The following is a 20,959-nucleotide window of genomic DNA, read 5'->3' as shown; positions in this document are numbered from 1 at the left end:
TGGAGGGATATAAATTAAATATAATATTTAGGAATTTCTGGTGATTTCCAGCTTTAAGCGTTTACTGAGAGCCTGTTGAGTGATGCCGAGGAGTTTAGCGGCTGCGGTCTGTTTCCCTTTAGTTCTTTTCATTGCTTCCTGAACCAAAAGAGACGTGACTTGCTTTATTGTGGGCAGTTCTGTTGGAAAGAATATTTTTTGGTCTTGAGAACCAAAACCATGGCTCACATCTTTACTTGAAGAAGTATTCGCTCTATAATTTTTAAAAAAAACAATTGAAAGTTGTTCCCCCTCAAGTCTGCTGACTGCATCGAAAATTAAATCCTGCAATTCCCGAATGTTGCCCATAAAAGAAAATGTTTCCAAATAAGATATCAACCCCTGAGGTATCGTTGGTTTTTCTTTATTTAATGCATATGCCGCCTTGGCAAGAAAATGATCAACAAGAACGGGAAGATCGTCTAACCTTTCGCGCAGAGGTGGCAGGTGGAGATGGTGCGTCCGGAGCCTGAAATTCAAATCCGCACGAAATTTACCAACTCTTTGCAACTCCCAGAGATCTTTGTTTGTTACAGCCAGAATACGAACATTCGTTTTTTTAGGCTTATCCTGGCCCAGGGGCATGTATTCTTTTTCCTGCAGTAACCGCAGTAATTTGATCTGTGAGGCAAGACTTAAATCGCCAATTTCATCGAGAACAAGAGTACCACCTTCGGCTCGCTCAACCAGCCCCTTTCTGCCTTGATCAGCTCCGGTATATGCACCCTTAACATGCCCAAACAAGGTGTCTGAAAACATATTATCATCAAGCCCTGCTGCATTTACCGTGACGAATCTGCCCTTAAGCTTGCTGGCCTGATGAAGGGCATCAACAATCAACTCTTTTCCAACGCCGGTTTCTCCAGTGATAAGAATGGGTTTTGAGGTTTCAGCGATATAAAGGATATCCTGAAAAATAGACAGCATTTTGCTGTTTACCGTGATAATCTTTTCAAACCCTTTGGGTCTTTCCTTTGACATAACCTGATTAATGAATGCGGGAATGGGAGTCTTTAACCTTTCAGACGAGTTCAATAATGATTTTAGAATATTACTAAATATTAATAAAAATTAATTCACAAAAAAACAAGTAGAATATTGAAATATCAATACGTTAGAATAACAATTTATTCAGTTTATTGTTCCATTTATAACAGTAACAAAATGGAATACGGATTGATTCTAAACAGTTCCAGATTCTTTTGATGTTCACACCTGAAACTTTGAGTATTAAATTAATCCCTTTATGAAATTTCTTGAACAACTGAACAGGCTCCTGACATCAAAAAAATGGAGCATTACCCTTTTTGCCTTATTGTGTATCATCCTCATCCCCCGAGCCCTGCTCCCTGAAAAAAACAGTTATGTAAACACACTGGCAACCATAATACTCGTTCTTATTGCTATTAGCCTTTTTTTATGTACTCTCCACAAATACCGATCTCTAAAAAAATCGACCCTGATTATCCATATCGGATCACTTGTTACTCTTGCAGGAAGTTTCCTGAGTCTCTTGGGTTTTGTAGCCACCCAGAACTTACATGAGGGTTCATCAACAGAAACTGCTTATCGTTGGGATGTCGAAAAAGACTCCCCCCTGGGCTTTACCCTTGAGCTGACAACAATACATCGCGAGTTTTTTCCCGTTGAAATCCGGATAGGAGTATTAAAGGATTCAGTCAAACACGGACTGTTTCAGACCAGGACAGGCAAAAAATTTGCAACCGATGACATCTTTGTCCTGCCTGAACAAATTGATTTCGATACGAAAAACCTTGAGTTAAGAGTCTTTGATAAGGAAGGCAATGAACTCGGAAATTTTTCGACAGCCACAGGGTTGAACACTCTTCCCAAGAACTTCCCTTACTCTTTCAAGCTGGTAAGCTATAAGGATCCAACCCTTAAGAGGATTTGGGTTGACTTGAAAATACATCGAGACGGAAAAAGAATCACCCAGGGGGCCTCAGAAGTAAATCATCCTTTTAAATGGAATGATTTGAATTTCTACCTCACCAAGGTGGACTTGGACCAATATGGTTACCCATACGCCGGGCTTCAGATTGTAAAGGATCCCAGCGTACCGGTGGTGTTTACTGGCTTTGGCATTATATGTCTAGGCTTAGCTTGTTGCCTGTTCAGTAAACACATGAAAAAAAACGGCTGAACGAACATTTGCGAAAGGTCCCACTTCATCTCACTTCTAAAACAGTCATTTTTCATTTATTTTTTTGCCATGATAACAGACAATGTTTTCTGCATGACAGAATCAGGATAATTTGTCTGGAATTGCGCATAAAGCGCATCTGCCTTGGCCAGACTTTCAGGGGTGTTTTCCTCTTTATACATAACCAGAAGCTTCCAGTAAGCTTCCTGGGCCAAGCCAACATCAGGACATGTTTTTATTAATTCAAGATATGATTTTTCTATTTGAGGTTTTACCGCTTCACGGCTTGAACTTTCTATCAATTCAAGAATTTCACTGAGTATGTCAAAGGATTTTATCTTTTGTTCATCTAGACTTAATCCGGATGTTGATTTTTTAGAAACAGTTGGAATATTAGGCTTGACTGATTTTTCTTGCTTGATGTTATTTTCATCTTTACATCCGTGTAGCATGATTACCACAAACATCAAAACGACAATAATTTTATACATAAAATTTTCCTCACTTTGGTACCATACAGTCTGTAATATTTAAGAAATGCCCGAGCCTCAGTCAAATCCAGGATAAACAAAAAATTTATAACCACCCTTATAATTGTAAATCAAATTTTCTCTTTAATAAATGACAATCTCAAAGTAAATGTTAAGATGTTGCAGTTCTCGCGAACCTGTAATGACTGAACTCTGAATATCAAGTTCCATCAGGTTTTGTTGATTAACTTAAACATTTTGTATATAAATAAAACTTAAGTATTTTTTTGCTTCGGGATATAAAAATGCATCATTAACATTCATCGATATCCTCAAGGCTGAAAAGCACCCATTAATAAAAATACCAAGCCCGTCTTCCTCATAACCAAAGAACAAAACCTAAAAACTACAGCCAATCGCAAACTCCGGCCTCTCATGAACTACAAATATTCCCCTGAAAACCAGATACACCTTCCTCAAAAAATTTATAATACAATAATTGAACATTGCAGAAAAAAACTTTCACCGGGTTCTGATCAGGAAGAAAAACATAACGACTACAAAGCCTTTGGTTTGCTTGCCGGCATTATCAAAGATAAAAAAATTCAAATACAACAATGCTACCCACTGTATAAAAACGCAAGATCAGCCGGTCCATATAAAAATTACATGGATGATATTATGGCTAAACATGCCATGCCTTCCATCACCCCCCTTGAAAAACGAGGATGGGTTGCAGAACCAGAAGAACTTCTTGAAAAAATCCATTCATGCAAGAGGAAAAATATTATCATGCTTGGCACGTATCATATGCATCGTGTGGCCTGGGATCACGATAAACTCCGTGACACACCCACGAATCTCGATACTGTGCTTGCAGAAAAAAGTGGCTTAGTGATGTTTATCATCTCTATGACCGAGCCCCAGAAACCAATAATTCGCGCTTTTCATGAAGGAAATAAAGATAAAGAAATCGCCATATCGATCATTTGATATCATTCTCTGAAATTTCTTGAAAAACCGATTACCAGTACTTTGAAACTCGATAAATAATACATTGAAGGTTCACTATTGTGAATAGTCCTGAATATATACATGAAAATCCAGCCTTGATTATAGAATATGAGGACCCCTTGGAGAAATTCAAGGGCTGGATGATTCGCGACACATTCAATCATCGAATTTGCGCTGGCGGCTTACGAATTCAACCCGGTTTGACCAAAGATAAGCTGATTGAGATGGCCCGCAATATGACCCTTAAAATGCGAGTCAACAAGATCCGAGTTGACGGTGCAAAATGCGGCATTGATTACGATCCTACCGCCATAGGCAAATCAGCAGCGCTGAATCGCTTCATGAAAGCCATAAGCCCATACATCAAATCAGATTATTCAATGGGTCCGGATCTCAATGTTGAAATGCAGGAACTGGAAACGATTGCCAATAAATTAGGACTATCATCGGTCAAGATAGCCATAGCTGCGGCTCAGGGCTGGGATCATTCGTATTTTCTGGAAAGATCCAAGATACTCAACTGTCCAATCAACAACCGGACATTAGGTACTTTACGCGCCGGTTATGGCCTGGCTGCGGCAACTCTTGCTGTGCTGGATATTCTTCACCTGGATTTGCCGGAAGCCAGAATTGCGGTACAGGGATTCGGCACCATTGCTAAAGCCGCCGCATCAGCGATTTCCGCAAAAGGTGGAAAGATTATCGCTTTTTCTGACCTCAACAGGTGCATACAGTCGATCAACAACAAAGGTCTGAACCTAGAAAAACTTCTTCAAACCAAAGGCACTCTCCTTCCAGAGCCTCCATCGTTAGACGTACTGGAATCCGACAAGGATGGTATCTTCAACCTGTCCTGCGATGTGTTCATACTTGCCGCAGTAGAACAGGCTGTAACTCTGAAAAATGCACATAAACTGCAAGTGCGGGCGATAATTCCCGGTGCTAATCTTGCAATTTCCGCAGAAGCTGATACTTTTCTATCGGAAAGAGGAATACTTGTGATTCCGGATTTCATTGCCGGCTCCGGAGGTTCTGTATCAATGGAAGGCCTGTACGGACCTGAAGAACATCCCACAGCCCAACAGGTACTTGACCATATTGATCATAAAATCAAAGGGTTGGTGCAGCTGGTAATTCTGACAAGCCGCAACAATAAAATTACACCGACACAGGCAGCCTTGCGTCTGTGCGCAGAAAACATTTATGATCCGGATGCCAGGCCCTATAGCATTCCTTGATTAATACGGCAATTAACAAATCAACCCGGTAAAATGACTTCATGCCTGTTCATCCTTTTGATTACACCATACAAGCAAATCTCTATTCCACCCCGGAACTTAATGCGGTTTTTGAAGAAAAGAAACGCCTGGAGCGCTGGTTGCAGATTGAAGCGGCCCTTGCCCAAGCCCAGGGAGAACTGGGCATTATCCCACAAGAAGCAGCGGCTGAAATATCCGGCAAGGCTTCCCTTGACAATCTGGACCTGAAATCGATTCAGGAAGACTATCTTACCAGTCGAAACTCTCTGATGCCTTTATTGAAAGCGCTGCGCAACGCCTGCAGTGACAATTACGGAGAATATGTGCATTTCGGCGCAACAACGCAGGATATTATTGACACAGCTCAAATTCTGGCACTAAAAGATACCCTGGCAATCATCTACCGGGATTTACGTGCACTTGAAGAAATATTACTGAACCTTTCAAAAGATCACTGCAGCACCCCGATTATCGCCAGAACCCATGGACAGCAGGCTCAACCAACAACCCTGGGCTATAAATTCACGGTGTGGCTTTCCGAGATCCGCAGACATATTGAACGTCTTAAGACATTTCCCGACAGAATATTTATCGGCCAATTGAGCGGTGCGGTTGGCAATATGGCAGCTCTTGGCCCGCAGGCTTTTGAGGTTTCCAGGCTGACCATGAATAAATTAGGCCTTGGGTACTCCCTTGTTTCCTGGCACACCTCCCGGGATAATATTGCTGAGGCGGCAGCCTTTCATGCGCTGCTGATCAGCACTTTGGAAAAAATCGCCAACGAAATCATCCAACTTGGAAAATCAGAGATTTATGAGTTAAGCGAGCCAGCCCCAAAAGGTGCGACCAGCAGTAGCACAATGCCCCATAAACGGAACCCCGTACTGTGCCAGCGGATCTCTGTTCTGGCCCGTCATGTCAGGCCTCTTGCCGGTATCGTGGTCGAAGGCATGGTCCACGAACATGAAAGAGATGCAAGGGCTCTATGGTCTGAATGGTTGACCATGCCGCAGATCGCCATTTACACAGGAACCGCGCTTCATTATTTGAAAATAATTCTTAACGGTCTTATTATCCGCCCGGGAAAAATGCTTGAGAATCTTTCCCTTCAAAAAGAACATATTATTTCAGAATGGTTGCTTTTCCAGCTTGCAAAAAGTATCGGCAAAATGAATGCCCAGAAAAGATTACACACCCTCATAGCCCAATCAGTTGAGACAGGACAGACTCTTCATGTTTTATTGTCGGCAGACAATGAAATCAGTCCGCTTCTTGATGACGATGAGCTGGAATATTTAAAACATCCTGAAAGATACACCGGGCTGGCCGAGTCAATCGTAAAAGAAACAGTTAAAGACATTACAAATCGTCGAACAACCGACCCGGAGAAACTCTAAACCATGCAATGCCAAGCCTCACACAGCCACATTGTCGACTCCCGTTTTTACCGGGCAGGATACACAACAGAAGAAGGCCGCAGGGTTTTCTGTGATTACCGGAGAATGCAACGCTGGCTTGATGTGGAATTGGTTCTTGCCAAGGCTCAGGCTGAACTTGACATCATCCCCCTGGATGCATCGCAAGCGCTTGAGAAAACCGCTTTTCTTTCCCTGTTCAACATTGAATCAATCCAACAGGATATAGCCAATACCGGCCACTCGCTGATACCGCTTCTCAATGAATGGCAAAGAATCACTCCCAATAAGGCGGCGCAATTTATCCACTACGGCGCAACCACTCAGGACATCCAGGATACTGCGCAAGTTCTGGAAATTAAGGACATCGTCTACATAATTGAAAGAGACCTATCGATCATTACCCAAGAACTCATGCGCCTTGCTGACCAGAATAAAGATCTTGTAATGATTGGACGCACCCATGGTCAGCATGCCTTGCCAACTACCCTGGGCCTGAAATTTGCTGTCTGGCTTGATGAGATTCTTCGACACAGTTCAAGGGTTCAGGACTGTAAAAGCAGACTGCTGGTCAGTCAACTGTTCGGTGGTGTCGGAACAATGTCCGCTTTTGGCAAAAAAGGCATTGAACTCCTGCATCTTTTTTCCTTAAAGCTTGATCTGTCTCCACCTCTGGTTGCCTGGCATACGGCAAGGGATCGTTTTGCAGAACTCCTCTCAATCATGGCGTCAATATCCGGCACGCTGGCAAAAATTGCCAATGAAATATGCCAATTAGCTCGTGATGAAATAGGAGAGCTCGAAGAACCTTTCCATACAGGAAAAATCGGCAGCACAACCATGCCCCACAAACGCAACCCCGAATTATGCGAGCAGGTTGTTGTTCTGGCAAAACTCATCAAGGCAAATGCCGGCCTCGGGTTTGACGCGCTGATTAATGAACACGAACGTGATTACCGGAGTATTCGGTTGGAATGGGTGTCAATAACTGAAAGCTCGCTTTTTCTTACCGGAGCGCTTTCATTAATGAAAAATATCCTTAAAAATCTGATCATCCATGAAAACACTATACGAAACAATGTATCAAAAGCCGCGGCAGCGATAACCACCGAAGCAGTGATGTTTTCTCTCGGAGAAAAAATCGGCAAACAGAACGCTCATAAAAAGCTCTACGAGTTGACCATGATGGCCAGAAACAGCGAAGAGCCCATAGAAAATGTCCTGACGACTTTTCCTGATATCGTAGATAATATATCCAAAGACAAATTAAAAAAGTTGCTTGACCCGGAAAGCCAAATAGGACTATCTTCGCAGCTTGTTGAAAATGTCCTGGAACAAGCAGCCAAAACTCTTTCAGCTAACAATTTTGAAGATAAACTTTTGGATTGCCCGCTCACAAACAGATGTGTCAACGCCCAGGGTTAACTAGGGCCTAACCAGAAATATGGTTTTTTTTGCCGCTGAGCATTATTTTTTAAGCAAAGCGCATTGATAAATTAAGAGAGACCATTCTTTGATCGGTACTAACTAAGAGGATCATTTCAATGGAAGAAATAAATATCATGCTCTATCTCGGTGCCATAACTCTTGGTGCCCTGCATGCATTTGAACCGGGACACGGAAAATCGGTCATCGCTGCATATATGATCGGTACCCGGGGCCGGGCAGTTGATGGAATCCTGCTCGGTCTTATCGTCACCATCACCCATACGTTCAGTGTTATTCTCCTTGGTATCCTCGCTACCCTGCTCTCGAAAAATTTTACCGAGACTCAGCTCCATGACTGGCTCGGGCTTGTATCTGCCGTGCTTATCCTCACGGTCGGACTCTGGATGCTGAAATCGAGGATATCCGCCAACACCGGGCATTCCCATTTTCATCTGTTTGGGAAAAGTCATTGTCATCACGACCATTCCCCTGCCCCTCACAATCATGACGATCACGACCATAACCACAACCACGATGATCACCACCATACCCATGACCACAGTCACGAGCATGATCATGGTGCTCATTCACATCCAAACGACACGCATGATAAAACCAGTAAATGGAACCTGCTTCTTCTAGGTATTTCCGGAGGACTGGTTCCATGCCCCGCGGGCATAGCAACCCTTCTTGCTGCTGTTGGTGCAGGACGTATTGCTCAGGGTCTGACCGTAACCGTTTTTTTCAGCCTTGGCCTGGGCATTGTCATGATGTCAATCGGCGTTTTTCTTTCAAAGGCTGGAAAACTCACAGAAAAAATCGGCGCTAATCTTGAACTAGGACGAAAGGTCGGAATTATCAGTGCGGCAATTATTACTTGTTTAGGAGCGGTTACGCTTTTTCATTCACTGCATGGTATTCTTGCCACATAAACTATTTCGACAATTTTTTTCTTTATGCATCGAAAATTCCAACGAAAAATAAAGATCAGTAAATACCTCACCCAGGTCTTTCTTTTCTTGATTCTCCTTTCCGCCGTTCCTTTAGGGGCACACGTTGACTCGGAGAACATGCCGGATTCTGTGGCGGAAATCGAGTATAAAATTTATCTCGAATTCAAGCCCGATGATATCCTGACACTCAACAAACTCGGCATGGTGCTCTATCGTCGTAATAAACTTGATGAAGCGATTAAAACTTTTACGAAAATAATCGAACTGGATTCGAAAAACGCCGACGCCTATGACGGACTGGGACTCATCAGCGCAAATAAGCAGGATTATTTATCTGCTGTAGAATATTACCAGAAAGCTATTTTCCATAAACCAAAGGATATCTGGGTCCATTATCACCTGGGCAAATCCCTTGAAGCAATTGGCCGGTTCATGGACGCAGAAACAGCCTATGAAACTGCTTTAAATAATTACAAACAAAAATTTTCTAATCAATCACCTGCAAAAAACTCCAAATATACTGTTGAGATGATCAAGACTTCCCTTAAGAATGTTCAACTCAAACTCTCAAGCCTTCCTGAAAAGAACAACGAGGACAAATAATGATTCGGTTTCTTCTTACTGTTTTTCTGACCATGACAATCTTATCGGCATGTACCCCACAAGCGCCAACCAGCCAGGAAAAACCCACCTATAAAATCGGCTACATGATCTGTGACAGTGAAAAAGAAACCCTTGCCCGGTTTCTTCCTTTGACCAAATATCTCAGCAAAAAAATGGGGGTAAATTTTGAAGCCGTAACCATTGACACGATAAATTTCCCCAATGAAGTGGAAAACCTCGACTTCACACATACTAATTCACTGCTCTATATTATGATGCACCGCTTTAATGGAGTGGATATCCTGGCCGTTGAAAAAAGAGGATCCCTCGGGGCACGTTCCAAGGGAATCATCGCGGTGCTCAAAAAAAGCGGCATAAAAACCCTCAGTGACCTTAAAGGAAAAAACATGCTCTTTGGCCCGATGCTCGCCCCTACCGGCTTTATGAGCCAGATTGATATCTTGCAGAGCGGAGGAATCGATCCGGAAAAAGACCTGGTTTTTTATACGATACCGCGTGGGTCATTCAAGCACGAGAAAGTCATTTACGGAGTTATGTACGAAAAATATGATGCCGGAGCTTTCCCCTTCAATGATTTTGAACTGATGTCCCAGGATGGCAGGATTGATCCTGAAGATTTCATTATACTTGCTGAAGGACCGGTCATCCCATACTGTAATTTTGCAGCGACGCAAAAAGTTGACGAGTCTTTTGCCAAAAAATTCAAAAAAGAATTATTGGCGATCCGACCAGAAGACACAGTGGAAATCGACGGTGAAACCGTCAAGGTCCTTAGCAAAGCATTAATCGACGGTTTTGAAGATATTACTGATGCTGATTTCAATATAGTCCGCGAAATGGCAAAACGTACCAATATGCCTCCTTATCAAAACTATTAGCATCTTAATCAATCCCCCTTATTTCCTATATAACTAGGCTCTAGAAATATTATATGCTATTATGGAAAAGTTACGATGACCCTACGATCATAACCCTGAATCATCCCCAAATATGAGGTTTTTTGAATGCAAACTCCTTTAAACTCCAGAGGCATTTACGCCCTTGTTCTTTTCTGCATATTCTTTCTGGGCACTCCTTTTAATTCTCTTGCCTCGTCCATAAAAATTGAAGGCAGAGTTTTTACTGAATCAGGACCGATGGCCGCGGCCAAGGTTTTTATCTATAAAACCTTTGAAGAAATAGAAGCAGAAACCCCTTTTATGGTCTCAGAGCCCACCGACTCTAATGGCGTATATCAGGTTGAACTTCCACCGGACAATTATTATTTCACCGCAACCGGTCTTGATAACGGCAAAATTTTTAAAGCCTACCATGGAAGTAATCCGGTAAAGGTAGAGAAGGAAAACATCTGGCTTACACTTATGGCAAATGAGGTCAAAAAACCAGTGTACTCCGACGGCCCGACTTCCGTTAAGGGACTTGTTACCTATAAGGGTGAACCGATTAAAGATGCCTATGTAGCCCTTTACCGATTTGGCACCAAGCAGCTTAAGGGACTTGGTTTCAGAACCGAATCCATTAATAACGACGGCACCTTTAACCTGTCTGTTCCTGCTGGTAAATTCATGCTGGTATCAAAAAAAATGGTGGATAAAAAAAGAATCCGCCCTTTGCGCGGCGGGGATCTTTTCTGCTATTACCCGGAAAACCCGCTGGAAGTAAAATTCGATCAGACTGTTTCCGTTGAAATTCCCTGTTACCCAAAAAATGACCGTAAATCTTTTGCGGATGTCCCTGAAATCAAAGAAAATAATTATGTGACCATGGACAACCTTTCTTCGGAGTCGCAATTCGGCATACGAGGGAAAATTACTGACCTTGAGGGAAAACCTGTACCGAATATTTTCGTCATGGCGCATCACACCCACACTCCGGTCTTCATGATGTTTAACATCAGTCATGGCTCAGAATATGTCGGAGAGACGGACAAGGACGGCAATTATTTCATTCCAGTGGACCAAGCGGGTGACTATTATATAATTGCCAGAAATACTCTTGGCGGCGGACCCCATCGCGGTGATATCTACGGACTTTACGGCGGCAATGCCATGCATGTTGTGAATCTCAAAGAAAAGCAAATGGTTGAAGGAATAGATATTGCGGTTAGCTCCGCACTGGACGAAAAATATCTTTCCACCCTCCGGTATCTGGATTCACCTAACAAGCTCGAAATCAAAGATGCAGCCCTTACCGATTACACCATTGCCCAGGATACACTGATGAGCGGCAAAATCGAAATCACCGGCACATTGCTTGTTAAACGAGGAGTCACCCTGACCATCGCCCCGGGTACCATTGTAAGTTTTACAAAAATTGACCGGGACAATAACGGAATCGGCGACGGCGAAATCACCGTTGAAGGAAGAATCGTCGCCCGCGGCACCAAGGAAGAAAAAATCTACTTCCAGTCAGCAGAAAAGATCCCCCAGAACAAAGACTGGGCATATCTTCTGGTATTGGCCACCGCATCGGACAGCGTCTTTGAATACTGTGACATCCAGAATGCCTTTACCGGAATGCAGATTCACTATTCAAACGCCAGCATATCTGATTGTCTTTTCCACAACAACCATGAGGGCCTGCGTTTCAACCGGACCAATCTGGTTATGGAACACAGCACCTTCATTAATAACGATATAGGATTCCGCTTTGCCCGCCTCGAAGGCCGGGTTTTCCTGAGAAACAACCTGATAACCAAAAATGATGTGGGAGCCTTATTCATGAGACCTCATGTTAACACTGTTGATTTCAATGAACCTCAATTCAACCTGGAACCACCAGTCTTGTTAAATAATAATATTTATGACAATCTCGGCTATGATTATAAAATCGGCGATCGGCAGTCCATTAACGTTGACATCCGGAACAACTGGTGGGGGTCGGCCAATGAGCAGGTAATTGCCGATCGAATTTATGATAAACACGATGACGAAATCCTGGGGGAAGCGCTTTTTGAGCCCTTTCTTAAAGAATCGGTATTGGATGTCGGGGTACGATGAGCCCTTGCAGATAATGATATGCTTTGTTCATTCTACCGGTGATAACTATTACAGTAACTCCATGCGTTACTCTTCTTGACTAATGTTTTCCATACTGAGAATCTGTTACACATTTGTATTGGTGGGAATCTTCGGGCTTTTTTCCCACATGGAATGTTCTGCCCGCACCTTGACGGAAAACACTGTCTGGCAAGGAAACATAACCGTTGAAGAAGATATCCTGATCCCTGCGGGAATTACCTTAACGGTAAAACCCGGCACAGCTATTACTGTAGTACCATCAGACAGCACCAAGACCGATCCTGAATACCTTTCACCGCTTACCGAAATAACTGTACGAGGAATACTTCGATTTCTCGGCACCCCATCTGCGCCGATTTTTTTCAAGGCGGACAAAACTGAATATTCAACTGAATGGGCCGGCATCATTATTGACGGAGGATCAGCAACGCTCAAACACGGCACAATTGAAGATGCGAACGCGGCAATCCAACTATTCAGCGGCTCTCTCGCTGCGGACCACATCATTCTCACGAACAATAAATACGGGGTGATCGTCCAGAGCAATGAGACCGTTGCAAGCATCACAAATTCAACGATCAGCAAGAATGATTATGGCATACTGAATTTGCGAAAGTCGCAGGTTAAACTCAATAATACCCTGGTCGCGGCAAACGCCAAAAAAGATATTATTTCACTTGAAGACTTGCCTGCTTATTCCCTTCCGCCAGAGCCTCAGCAGGAAAAAGAAATAAGCCGCAGCTATGAGGATATGGTCCTTCTGGGAGACACAATCTGGCAGGGAAGAATCCAGATCAACGGTCTCATCCGGCTCCCGGCAAAAAACAGGCTGATCATCCTTCCCGGCACAATCATTGAATTTTTTAAAAAAGATACCAACAACGACAATATCGGAGAAAACGGCCTGCTTCTCCAAGGTGTTCTTATTGCCAAAGGTACTGAAAACAAACCGATTATCTTCCGCTCCGCTGAAACAGAAAAGAGCCAAGCTGACTGGGACGCGATCAACATCATAAACAGTGACGGCGCCCAGAATCTCATCGAACATTGCCGAATTGAAAACGCCTACCGGGGCCTGCATTTCCATTTTGCCAATGTTTCCGTGAAAAAATCTTTTTTTTCACACAATTACCGCGGAATACAGTTTCAGGAATCTGCAGTTGAGGTTGCCGACAATATATTCTTTGCCAATAAAAACGCAATCCAGGCCAGGGATTCGGAAATTGTTTTTACCGGCAATTCGATTATCGACAATCTCTCTGGCGCTAATTTTTACCGCGCTTCAATCCGTATAGAAAAAAATCTTTTCCAGCATAATATGACCTACGGTTTAAAAGTACGTGAAGGGTTTCCGGTTGTAACGCTGAACACCATGGAATCAAATCGTTACGGCCTGATGCTTCATGATGCCAAATACGGCGACATCAACAACAATCTGCTGCTTAACAATATTGAGTCCGGGATTTCATTCCGTGATGTTGACAATATCGAACTAACTGGAAATTATATTCACTCCAATAATTTCAGCGGGTTGAGCATCAACAATTCAAGCGCTGAAATCAATAATAATTCATTTACGGAAAATGGTATTCGAGGCATTGGCATCCGCGAGTTCTTCGGCAAGATTGAAGGCAATTTTTTCAGCAATAACAAGCTGTATGCCATAGAAAATGAAGGAATAACCGATGTCGACGCTGCTGGTAATTCCTTTGATAATCAGCCGGTTGAGACAATTATTTTTGATAAACAGGATAATCCCAGTCAAGGGAGGGTAATAACCGAACCCCTGGCCCAATCCACGCCGATATTTTCCTGGCCGTTCGAAATGCTGGAATCCGATCTTTCATGGTATGGCCGCATTCATATTGCCAGACCATTCCTTATACCTGACAAAAAAACCTTGCACATCATGCCGGGTGCATCCATCGAAATTGCCGATCAGGCAGAAATTCTTGTTCAAGGAATAATAAATGCGACAGGTACTCCTGAGAAAAGAATCCTTTTCACATCAGCCTCCTCCCCAAAAAAACCTGAAGCCTGGGGAGAAATCAGGTTGGAGTATGCTGATGGCAGCGAATTTCAGTTCTGTGATTTCGAATACGGCAGCTGGGCCGTTCATTGCCATTTCACAAATCTTGTGATCTATGGCTGCAGCTTTTCGAATAATTACGGCGGGATGCGATTCAGAAGCGGTCCTGTGACAATAAGCCAATCAAAATTTTCAAACAATATAATCGGCATACGATCCTTTCTCGGTATTGCCAAAATCGAAAACAATCTGATAACTGATAATGAAAAAGGCATATTTGTCCGTGAAAAGGCAAACGGGTTGAGCATTACAGCCAATAACATTTTCCTAAACCATGACTATAACGTCCGAATCGGAGAATTTAACAAGGAAGACCTTGATGCTCGGGAGAACTGGTGGGGACCAACAGAGAACCCTAAAGATTTATTTTTTGACGCCAACCGGGAACCCGGAATCGGTTATGTCATTTACGAACCAGTTCTCTCAAAACCAGTGGAATTGGAGATATTCAAATAAGAAATTATTGCTGATTCAGCTGAATCCTTCGTTATAATTTCTTGATTTATTCAAGCGTTCCTATGAAAAAATATGCTCTATTAATAATTGCATTTATTGTGTATTGTCAGGTTGTTACACTTGATAATGGACATGCCGAGGAAGCACAGATCGCCACCCTTAACGGCGTTGTTATTGATGTGGCAGGAAACCCTGTTCAATATGCTGAGATCTTTGTATATGATTCAAAAGATATCAGAAGACCTGCCGATTACATTTCTCCAAAAACCGATGCTACGGGAAGGTACCAGGTTATCGTAAAACCCGGAAATTACTGGGCGGTGGCTCGTGTCAGGAAAGGAGAAAAATACGGCCCCCTCAAACCGGGCGATAAACACTCCGGCGAACCATTGGCATTTGAAATTGAAAATAACGAAACCCTTGCAGAAGATTTTACGGTTGTCAATCTCAAGGAATCGTCACAATTAATCCATAAAACCCGGGAAGGTTTTTTTAAAATCCAGGGCACGGTTATTGATCATCAAGGAAAACCTCTCAAATCATCTTATGTGTATGCAAACAACATCAACAACAAACGGGGAATTCCCGATTACATCTCTCCCTGGTGTGACGATCAGGGGAAATTTACTCTTTTTGTTCCGGCTGGTAAGTTTTTTGTCGGCTACCACACTGAGTTTCCACCGGACGACACGAACAAATTCCAACTGGAATTAAATATAGACAACCATTTGCAGGATGTAATTATTACCTCAAAAGAGTAAAATGATTATTTGCAACATTAGAATAACCAATCGAAATCAATTCACCAGGAGGCATATCTGATGAAACACCTATTTATTTATCTGACCTTGGCAATATCAATCTTTATAACTAACAACACTCAGGCCTGCGTTGGCAGGATACTTACCATCGGAACGATGAATGCCAACCAGGAGAAACTGCTTGCTGAAATGATGGCTGTGATCATCAACGAACGGACCGGGACCACGGTGACTATTTCCTATTTCAATAACAAGGAGGAACTGTACGCGGCAGTGAAAAAAGGCGAGGTCAGCATTCTCATCGAAAATACTGATCGGGCAATGGAAGTTCTCAGCAAAAAAGTCACTGGAAGCAATTCGGAAATTTATAAATCAGTAAAAGAAGATTACAGAAAAAATCTTGATCTGGTCATGCTCGATCCTCTTGGTATCACCCCCTCATCCACCAAAGATGGCGACCTTTTTTATGTGCCGATCATAACAACTGAAGTCTTAACCGACTACCCTGCTCTTCCAAGGGTAATCAATAAGCTCTCGGGTGTATCGGAGGACAAAACCTTCGGCAAGATGCTTAGCGCAATTGATTCCGGTAAAAAACCACGAGGAGTTGCTAAAGATTATTTGAAAAAGAAAAAATTGATTTAACGAAACAAGTATTGAGCAGGTTAGATCTGCTTGTTTCATTATAGAGATTATTTGGGCTCGGCGTCTAACTCCGGGCTCATCTTTTTCTGAAGGGTCTTTTTCTTGCGGAGCGGATTAATCTTCTGCTCGGGATTTCGTTCAGGAATCGTATAAACCGTAATGTTTATACCGTAGATTACCTGTCCTTCCTTGCCAGTTATCGCTGCAATATTCGCATCTCCCAGACGGCCGATATATTCTCCTGAAACTGGCTGTCCGCCACCGTAACCCGCACGAACCGACAGGTTATACTTGCTGCCGGGTGAAAGGGTGAGTGCGTATTTGCCGTCCTTATCCGTTCCCTGAAAGGTTGTTATCGGTTTCCTGATCTTATCCCCTTCCCGGAACGCAATAATCTTTGCGCCCTCAACAGGTTTTCCGTTTTCATCACGGATCACCCCTTTGACCGTGAAATATTTCATTTCAAAGTTTCGCCTCAGGCCCAGTGGCATTTTCCCGGAAAGTTCGCCTGTATCAGTATTTGTTTCTGCCTCAATAATAAAAATTTGAGGATCGCCTTGCTCATTAAAAGCAGTAAATGAGTGCTCGCCTTTTTTCGGGGGACCAATACTCTTGAGAGATCTTCCCAAAATAACTCCCACATAATATTTCCCTGGAATGAGTTTTGCCGTAAAGCGAGAATCTTTTTCCAGTTGAGTAAGGTGATCTGGGACGCGACGATTATTATCCTGGCCTGAAGGAGGACCCAATTCAACATTAAAAAAAGCGACAATCCCGGTAATTTCATTTGATTTATCCGGTTTAACTTTTACGGAACCGGAAATTGTCCCTTTGCCTGAGGAGGAACCCGCAACATGACAAGGAAAAAACAAAACAAAATAGACGAAAACAAAAAGTATGGTTGGGAATGATTTGCTGATTAAAGTTTTCATTATGGGGTTTCAAAAAAATAAATCGTGTTTACAGTCAGGAAATTAACGCACACCGACTACTGGAGGTACTTTCAAAAATGGATCATACAAAACCACGCCCAGCTCGTCATCATCATTTTTATCAAAGATATGATCAGAAATAACTGCGGAAGAATCGCTTCCCCACCAATTATTCTTCATTGATAGATCAATTGCCTGCCTGTCACCCATGGAAAAATCATATTTACTGTTTGCATAGATACTGTTTTCTTCAAATACCGGCGGCTCGATAACCTTGTGAAGGTTGTCAAAATCAACCGCATTGATATGCTGATGAACAAACTGAATACCGATGCCATTATTGGTAACAAGGTTATGTCGTAAAAGCACCTTGCCCTCAAGTCTGGAAAACTTAATACCAACACCATTATCAATAAAACTATTGCGTTCTGCGACAAGGTTAACGGTATTAAAATGAAGGCCCTCGTTATTTTTATGAAAAAGTGAATCCGTAACCGTGGCATTTGAATAATGACTCTGGATGCCTGAGTACCCGTATTCAAAAACGCAATGCTCAAACACATTGGGTGCGCCGGATGCAATAATGTTTACATACGACCAGTCTTTAGGCTTGGGTTCTTTTTCAGCTGAGGTAAAGGTAATTTTACGCTCTGATGAACCGCGGGCGATTATTCTACCCTCGACCATGATTTCTCCATCGCCGATATTATTGTTGTCCCGGTCGATTCGTTCAAATTTGACCGTTGCCCCAGGTTCTATTTCCAGGGTAACGCCGCGCTTAATGGATACCACGCCATTGACTAGAATATTTCCGGCCCAAACCGTATTTTTATCAATAGTAATATCGGATCCGATCGCAATATTCACTAGTCGGACAGGTTCATTAACCGGGCGATCGATCTCCCGGGCCATGGTACCACCGGCAACGATATCCACATCCTCAACCAGATCACCATTGTTAAAAATTACTTTATGCATGGGATTATCCTGATAAAGGCCGTAGACTTCTCCACGATGCGGCCCGTCTCCCAAGGTATCCCTTGCAACAACAAAATATTCTCCGGATGTATCAATGGGGATAAAGTAATTACCGTCTTTATCGGTGCGAGATGAATACTGCGTTCCATGGCTCAAATGATACATTTGAAAGACCGGAGCGGTATTTTCATAGGCCATTACATAGATGTTGTGAATGGCTTTGCCATCGGCATCAACAACCTTACCCTTAATACCTGAGCCCCTTGAAGCAGAAAGATCCTCAACTGTGATAAAATCATTTGTTTTCACTTCCGGGATATCAATAAACGCGGTACGGTCGCCCTTTGGATAACTCGGTATTTCTATATGAGCGATTTGCCCTTCTTTGACTTCTACGGGATTTGCAGGAAAATAACCGAAAAGGTCCCCACGTTGGGGTGGACGGATACCTGAACTTCCGATAAGTTTTTTTGCGACTAGTACATATTTCCCAGCAGATATCGGAATGTGAAACGAGCCGTCTTGATTAATCGATTCGGTTTTAAGACCAAGGCCCTTAAAAGTTTTGGCCGTTGGGAGGTAAATAGAAATATAGGCATCCTTAAGAGGCTTTCCTTTAAAGGTGACCAAACCGGAAATTGATGTTTCTCCAGGACTATAACGTGCAGAAGTTACTGGATTTGCCATTAAAGCCAGCCAGACATTTTTATCACAAATTGCAAAGGGATTGTTGCCATGAAAAGCAAAATAGTCTTTGCCGTTATGTTTTCCTGAGGTTGTAAAATAATAAGAGCCCAAAGGCATTTCAATTGAAAACAATCCTTCTTTGTCAGCAGATTTCGAAGATTTAAAAACCACCCCTGCTTCAATATCTTCAAAAGCTTTATAGGCGTTTACAATCCCGCCCACAAAAGGACCATCCTCAGTGAAAATTCTTCCCTCAATGCGAGCGTCAGCAAATGCGCTTGAAGTAAAGATGGCAAATAACAGTATCAGAAATAAAGGTATTCGACTTAACATGGTTAGCCTAACTTACTTAAAAAAACGAGAGCTGTATTAATACAATTCTCTACAAAAAAGAGAAGGATACCTGTTGCCAGGTATCCTTCTCATGTGGTCATTATCCGCTATCTACTAAATTCTTGAGAATTAATCACCTATTCTTCATCAGTTACAATTTGCAGGATCGATTACTTTAGCGCCGCTTGGAATAGGATTACTAGAAGAAATCGAACCGGTGGCTTTGGTAATGTAGAATCCATCAAACCTCATACCATTCTCTTTGGCCCAGACTGTTATTGAATAAGTTCCAGTTGAATTAATTTGAATCTGAGCGTAACTCGGTCCACTACCATCCCGGTCTCGAGCCCAATCCCACGTGGTATTGGTTGAAGAGGGTGTTTGAACATTGCCTACCATGGAGCCGTCAACCCCGTACCAGAGGGAGTTATCTCCACTGCTGCCATTATCACGGCCCCGGAACCAGATTCTGTATGTTCCGGTTTCAGTGAAGTTCAGGTCATACTCTGCAGGAGAACCACCAGGTGAATAGGAACTGCTGTTATAAGTTGCATACAGATAGGTTCCGCCATTTGCACTGGAAAGATCGGTTCTCAAACTCCAGTTGTTGCCGCCAACATTATAGTCTTCAGCCTCTACATAGGTTCCGGCAGGATCCACATCACAAGCTGTGTTTATTGGCGGTGGTGGTTCATAACTGCCACCGTCTCCGACATTATTGTGAACCGGGGTGCCATTATCAAAGGTAGGCACATCATAATTTGTGCCATTATGATTAACCCTTGTCATGTTAAAACTGATTGAAGAGTTTCGCCAGTTTCTGTCCTGGTCTCTGGACGGCCTACCGCCCTCGCCATAACCACTCCTGCCTTCCATAGTGGAACCTTCACCGGTTCTGGATGGCTTGAATTCACTCATAAAGATGTTAAATGTGCCTCTGCCTGGAGCGTCACCATTTTCTTCATACCAGCCAGGCCATGAATTGGGTTTAGCATGGTAAGGCGTTACATCATGGCAGGAGAGGCATGCACCGAAGTCCTGAATGTATCCAGTAGTATTATAAGAATGTACAGTTCTTGTGGGATTCAAACCCTGTACATATCCATTGGAATTAATATGACATTCGCGGCACGCACCCTGAACTGGTGATTCCGATTTTGTGGTCGGTACTGCGTGACAGTGGTTACAATTTCCGTTCGTAGCATTGGTGTTGCTATGGTGGTCAGGGGTAGCGTGACATCGATCACAGGTAATCAGCGTTCCGGCAACACCTTCATTTATAATCGCCTGGTAAGCAGTTTTATGGCAAGCCAGACAGCTTATGTCGCGCTTATCAACATGCTCGACAACCACATTAGCAGAATGGCAATTCAAGCAACCATTCTGCGGTACATCAGTATCATGGGTTATTGAATTTGTATGATCAAGCCCAACATGGCAGGCTGTACATTCGACAATATTTCCATCCCTGCCGGATGCTATTGCTGCTGCATATTTCGGGTTGTTTGGATCATGGCATGTAGAACAATCTGTATCAGCATGCTCGGTTACAACATTTTCAACATGGCAGTCAACACAGGCGATGGTAGTATCAGCAGGGAATCTTGTCATATCATGTGCTGACTCATGACCTGTAATGTCCTTATGGCAGGCAGAACAAAGGACCGTATTATCTGCTTTACCGGACGCTAT

The 20,959-nt window shown here is 43.0% G+C and carries 17 protein-coding genes; 12 read left to right on the top strand and 5 right to left on the bottom strand.

What is annotated here, in order from left to right; translation table 11 throughout:
* Window positions 1–27: 27 nt before the first annotated feature.
* Window positions 28–1,020: a sigma 54-interacting transcriptional regulator gene (locus tag KKE17_00600; protein ID MBU1708481.1), complete on the bottom strand. Its 993-nt coding sequence runs from the start codon at window positions 1,018–1,020 to the stop codon at window positions 28–30.
* A 532-nt stretch (window positions 1,021–1,552) separates the two neighbouring features.
* Here KKE17_00600 and KKE17_00595 point away from each other — a divergent pair.
* On the top strand, window positions 1,553–2,203 hold the full coding sequence (locus KKE17_00595) for a cytochrome c biogenesis protein ResB (protein MBU1708480.1): 651 nt from the start codon (window positions 1,553–1,555) through the stop codon (window positions 2,201–2,203).
* Window positions 2,204–2,259: 56 nt separating this feature from the next.
* Here KKE17_00595 and KKE17_00590 read toward each other — a convergent pair whose 3' ends face one another.
* Entirely contained in the window at window positions 2,260–2,694 is a 435-nt protein-coding gene (locus KKE17_00590) for a hypothetical protein (GenBank protein ID MBU1708479.1), read from the bottom strand.
* A gap of 414 nt (window positions 2,695–3,108) precedes the next feature.
* Between KKE17_00590 and KKE17_00585 the strand changes: the two genes are divergently transcribed.
* From KKE17_00585 to KKE17_00535, 11 genes are all read left to right on the top strand, one after another.
* Window positions 3,109–3,666, top strand: a complete 558-nt coding sequence (locus KKE17_00585; protein MBU1708478.1) for a hypothetical protein — start codon at window positions 3,109–3,111, stop codon at window positions 3,664–3,666.
* 140 nt (window positions 3,667–3,806) lie between these two features.
* The gene (locus KKE17_00580) at window positions 3,807–4,925 is read left to right on the top strand and encodes a hypothetical protein (protein ID MBU1708477.1); all 1,119 of its coding nucleotides are present in this window, start codon (window positions 3,807–3,809) and stop codon (window positions 4,923–4,925) included.
* A 41-nt stretch (window positions 4,926–4,966) separates the two neighbouring features.
* Complete coding sequence (gene purB / locus KKE17_00575) at window positions 4,967–6,343, top strand: adenylosuccinate lyase (protein ID MBU1708476.1); 1,377 nt, start codon at window positions 4,967–4,969, stop codon at window positions 6,341–6,343.
* 3 nt (window positions 6,344–6,346) lie between these two features.
* Window positions 6,347–7,786: an adenylosuccinate lyase family protein gene (locus KKE17_00570; GenBank protein MBU1708475.1), complete on the top strand. Its 1,440-nt coding sequence runs from the start codon at window positions 6,347–6,349 to the stop codon at window positions 7,784–7,786.
* Window positions 7,787–7,905: 119 nt separating this feature from the next.
* Window positions 7,906–8,721 (top strand): sulfite exporter TauE/SafE family protein, encoded by an 816-nt coding sequence (locus KKE17_00565; GenBank protein MBU1708474.1) that lies wholly within the window; start codon window positions 7,906–7,908, stop codon window positions 8,719–8,721.
* A gap of 138 nt (window positions 8,722–8,859) precedes the next feature.
* Complete coding sequence (locus tag KKE17_00560; GenBank protein ID MBU1708473.1) at window positions 8,860–9,345, top strand: tetratricopeptide repeat protein; 486 nt, start codon at window positions 8,860–8,862, stop codon at window positions 9,343–9,345.
* Window positions 9,345–10,244, top strand: a complete 900-nt coding sequence (locus KKE17_00555) for a phosphate/phosphite/phosphonate ABC transporter substrate-binding protein (GenBank protein MBU1708472.1) — start codon at window positions 9,345–9,347, stop codon at window positions 10,242–10,244. Before KKE17_00560 ends, KKE17_00555 begins: the two co-directional genes overlap by 1 nt.
* Window positions 10,245–10,370: 126 nt before the next feature.
* Window positions 10,371–12,365 carry a hypothetical protein gene (locus KKE17_00550; protein MBU1708471.1) on the top strand — a complete coding sequence of 665 codons (1,995 nt, stop codon included), beginning with the start codon at window positions 10,371–10,373 and terminating at the stop codon, window positions 12,363–12,365.
* A gap of 148 nt (window positions 12,366–12,513) precedes the next feature.
* Complete coding sequence (locus tag KKE17_00545) at window positions 12,514–14,931, top strand: right-handed parallel beta-helix repeat-containing protein (GenBank protein MBU1708470.1); 2,418 nt, start codon at window positions 12,514–12,516, stop codon at window positions 14,929–14,931.
* Window positions 14,932–14,993: 62 nt separating this feature from the next.
* Window positions 14,994–15,692, top strand: coding sequence for a carboxypeptidase-like regulatory domain-containing protein (locus KKE17_00540; GenBank protein MBU1708469.1), 699 nt, complete (start codon window positions 14,994–14,996; stop codon window positions 15,690–15,692).
* Window positions 15,693–15,752: 60 nt separating this feature from the next.
* Window positions 15,753–16,337: a hypothetical protein gene (locus KKE17_00535; GenBank protein MBU1708468.1), complete on the top strand. Its 585-nt coding sequence runs from the start codon at window positions 15,753–15,755 to the stop codon at window positions 16,335–16,337.
* Window positions 16,338–16,384: 47 nt separating this feature from the next.
* Here the strand turns inward: KKE17_00535 and KKE17_00530 are convergent, their stop codons facing one another.
* The 3 genes from KKE17_00530 to KKE17_00520 all read right to left on the bottom strand — a co-directional run.
* Entirely contained in the window at window positions 16,385–17,269 is an 885-nt protein-coding gene (locus tag KKE17_00530; protein MBU1708467.1) for a carboxypeptidase-like regulatory domain-containing protein, read from the bottom strand.
* Between the two features lie 42 nt (window positions 17,270–17,311).
* Window positions 17,312–19,156, bottom strand: a complete 1,845-nt coding sequence (locus KKE17_00525; GenBank protein MBU1708466.1) for a hypothetical protein — start codon at window positions 19,154–19,156, stop codon at window positions 17,312–17,314.
* A 258-nt stretch (window positions 19,157–19,414) separates the two neighbouring features.
* A partial coding sequence (locus KKE17_00520) for a hypothetical protein (protein MBU1708465.1) occupies window positions 19,415–20,959 on the bottom strand: 1,545 nt, incomplete at its 5' end.

This window comes from Pseudomonadota bacterium (genome assembly GCA_018823135.1).
Lineage (GTDB): Bacteria > Desulfobacterota > Desulfobulbia > Desulfobulbales > CALZHT01 > JAHJJF01.
This window is presented reverse-complemented; position numbering and strand designations above follow the sequence as displayed.

Bases quoted from the DNA above. Each gene is read 5' to 3' on its own strand.
- KKE17_00555 (MBU1708472.1), top strand. From the start codon at position 9,345: ATGATTCGGTTTCTTCTTACTGTTTTTCTGACCATGACAATCTTATCG.
- purB (MBU1708476.1), top strand. From the start codon at position 4,967: ATGCCTGTTCATCCTTTTGATTACACCATACAAGCAAATCTCTATTCC.
- KKE17_00550 (MBU1708471.1), top strand. From the start codon at position 10,371: ATGCAAACTCCTTTAAACTCCAGAGGCATTTACGCCCTTGTTCTTTTC.
- KKE17_00545 (MBU1708470.1), top strand. From the start codon at position 12,514: ATGGAATGTTCTGCCCGCACCTTGACGGAAAACACTGTCTGGCAAGGA.
- KKE17_00540 (MBU1708469.1), top strand. From the start codon at position 14,994: ATGAAAAAATATGCTCTATTAATAATTGCATTTATTGTGTATTGTCAG.
- KKE17_00570 (MBU1708475.1), top strand. From the start codon at position 6,347: ATGCAATGCCAAGCCTCACACAGCCACATTGTCGACTCCCGTTTTTAC.
- KKE17_00600 (MBU1708481.1), bottom strand. From the start codon at position 1,020: ATGTCAAAGGAAAGACCCAAAGGGTTTGAAAAGATTATCACGGTAAAC.
- KKE17_00565 (MBU1708474.1), top strand. From the start codon at position 7,906: ATGGAAGAAATAAATATCATGCTCTATCTCGGTGCCATAACTCTTGGT.
- KKE17_00560 (MBU1708473.1), top strand. From the start codon at position 8,860: ATGCCGGATTCTGTGGCGGAAATCGAGTATAAAATTTATCTCGAATTC.
- KKE17_00530 (MBU1708467.1), bottom strand. From the start codon at position 17,269: ATGAAAACTTTAATCAGCAAATCATTCCCAACCATACTTTTTGTTTTC.
- KKE17_00585 (MBU1708478.1), top strand. From the start codon at position 3,109: ATGAACTACAAATATTCCCCTGAAAACCAGATACACCTTCCTCAAAAA.
- KKE17_00590 (MBU1708479.1), bottom strand. From the start codon at position 2,694: ATGTATAAAATTATTGTCGTTTTGATGTTTGTGGTAATCATGCTACAC.
- KKE17_00535 (MBU1708468.1), top strand. From the start codon at position 15,753: ATGAAACACCTATTTATTTATCTGACCTTGGCAATATCAATCTTTATA.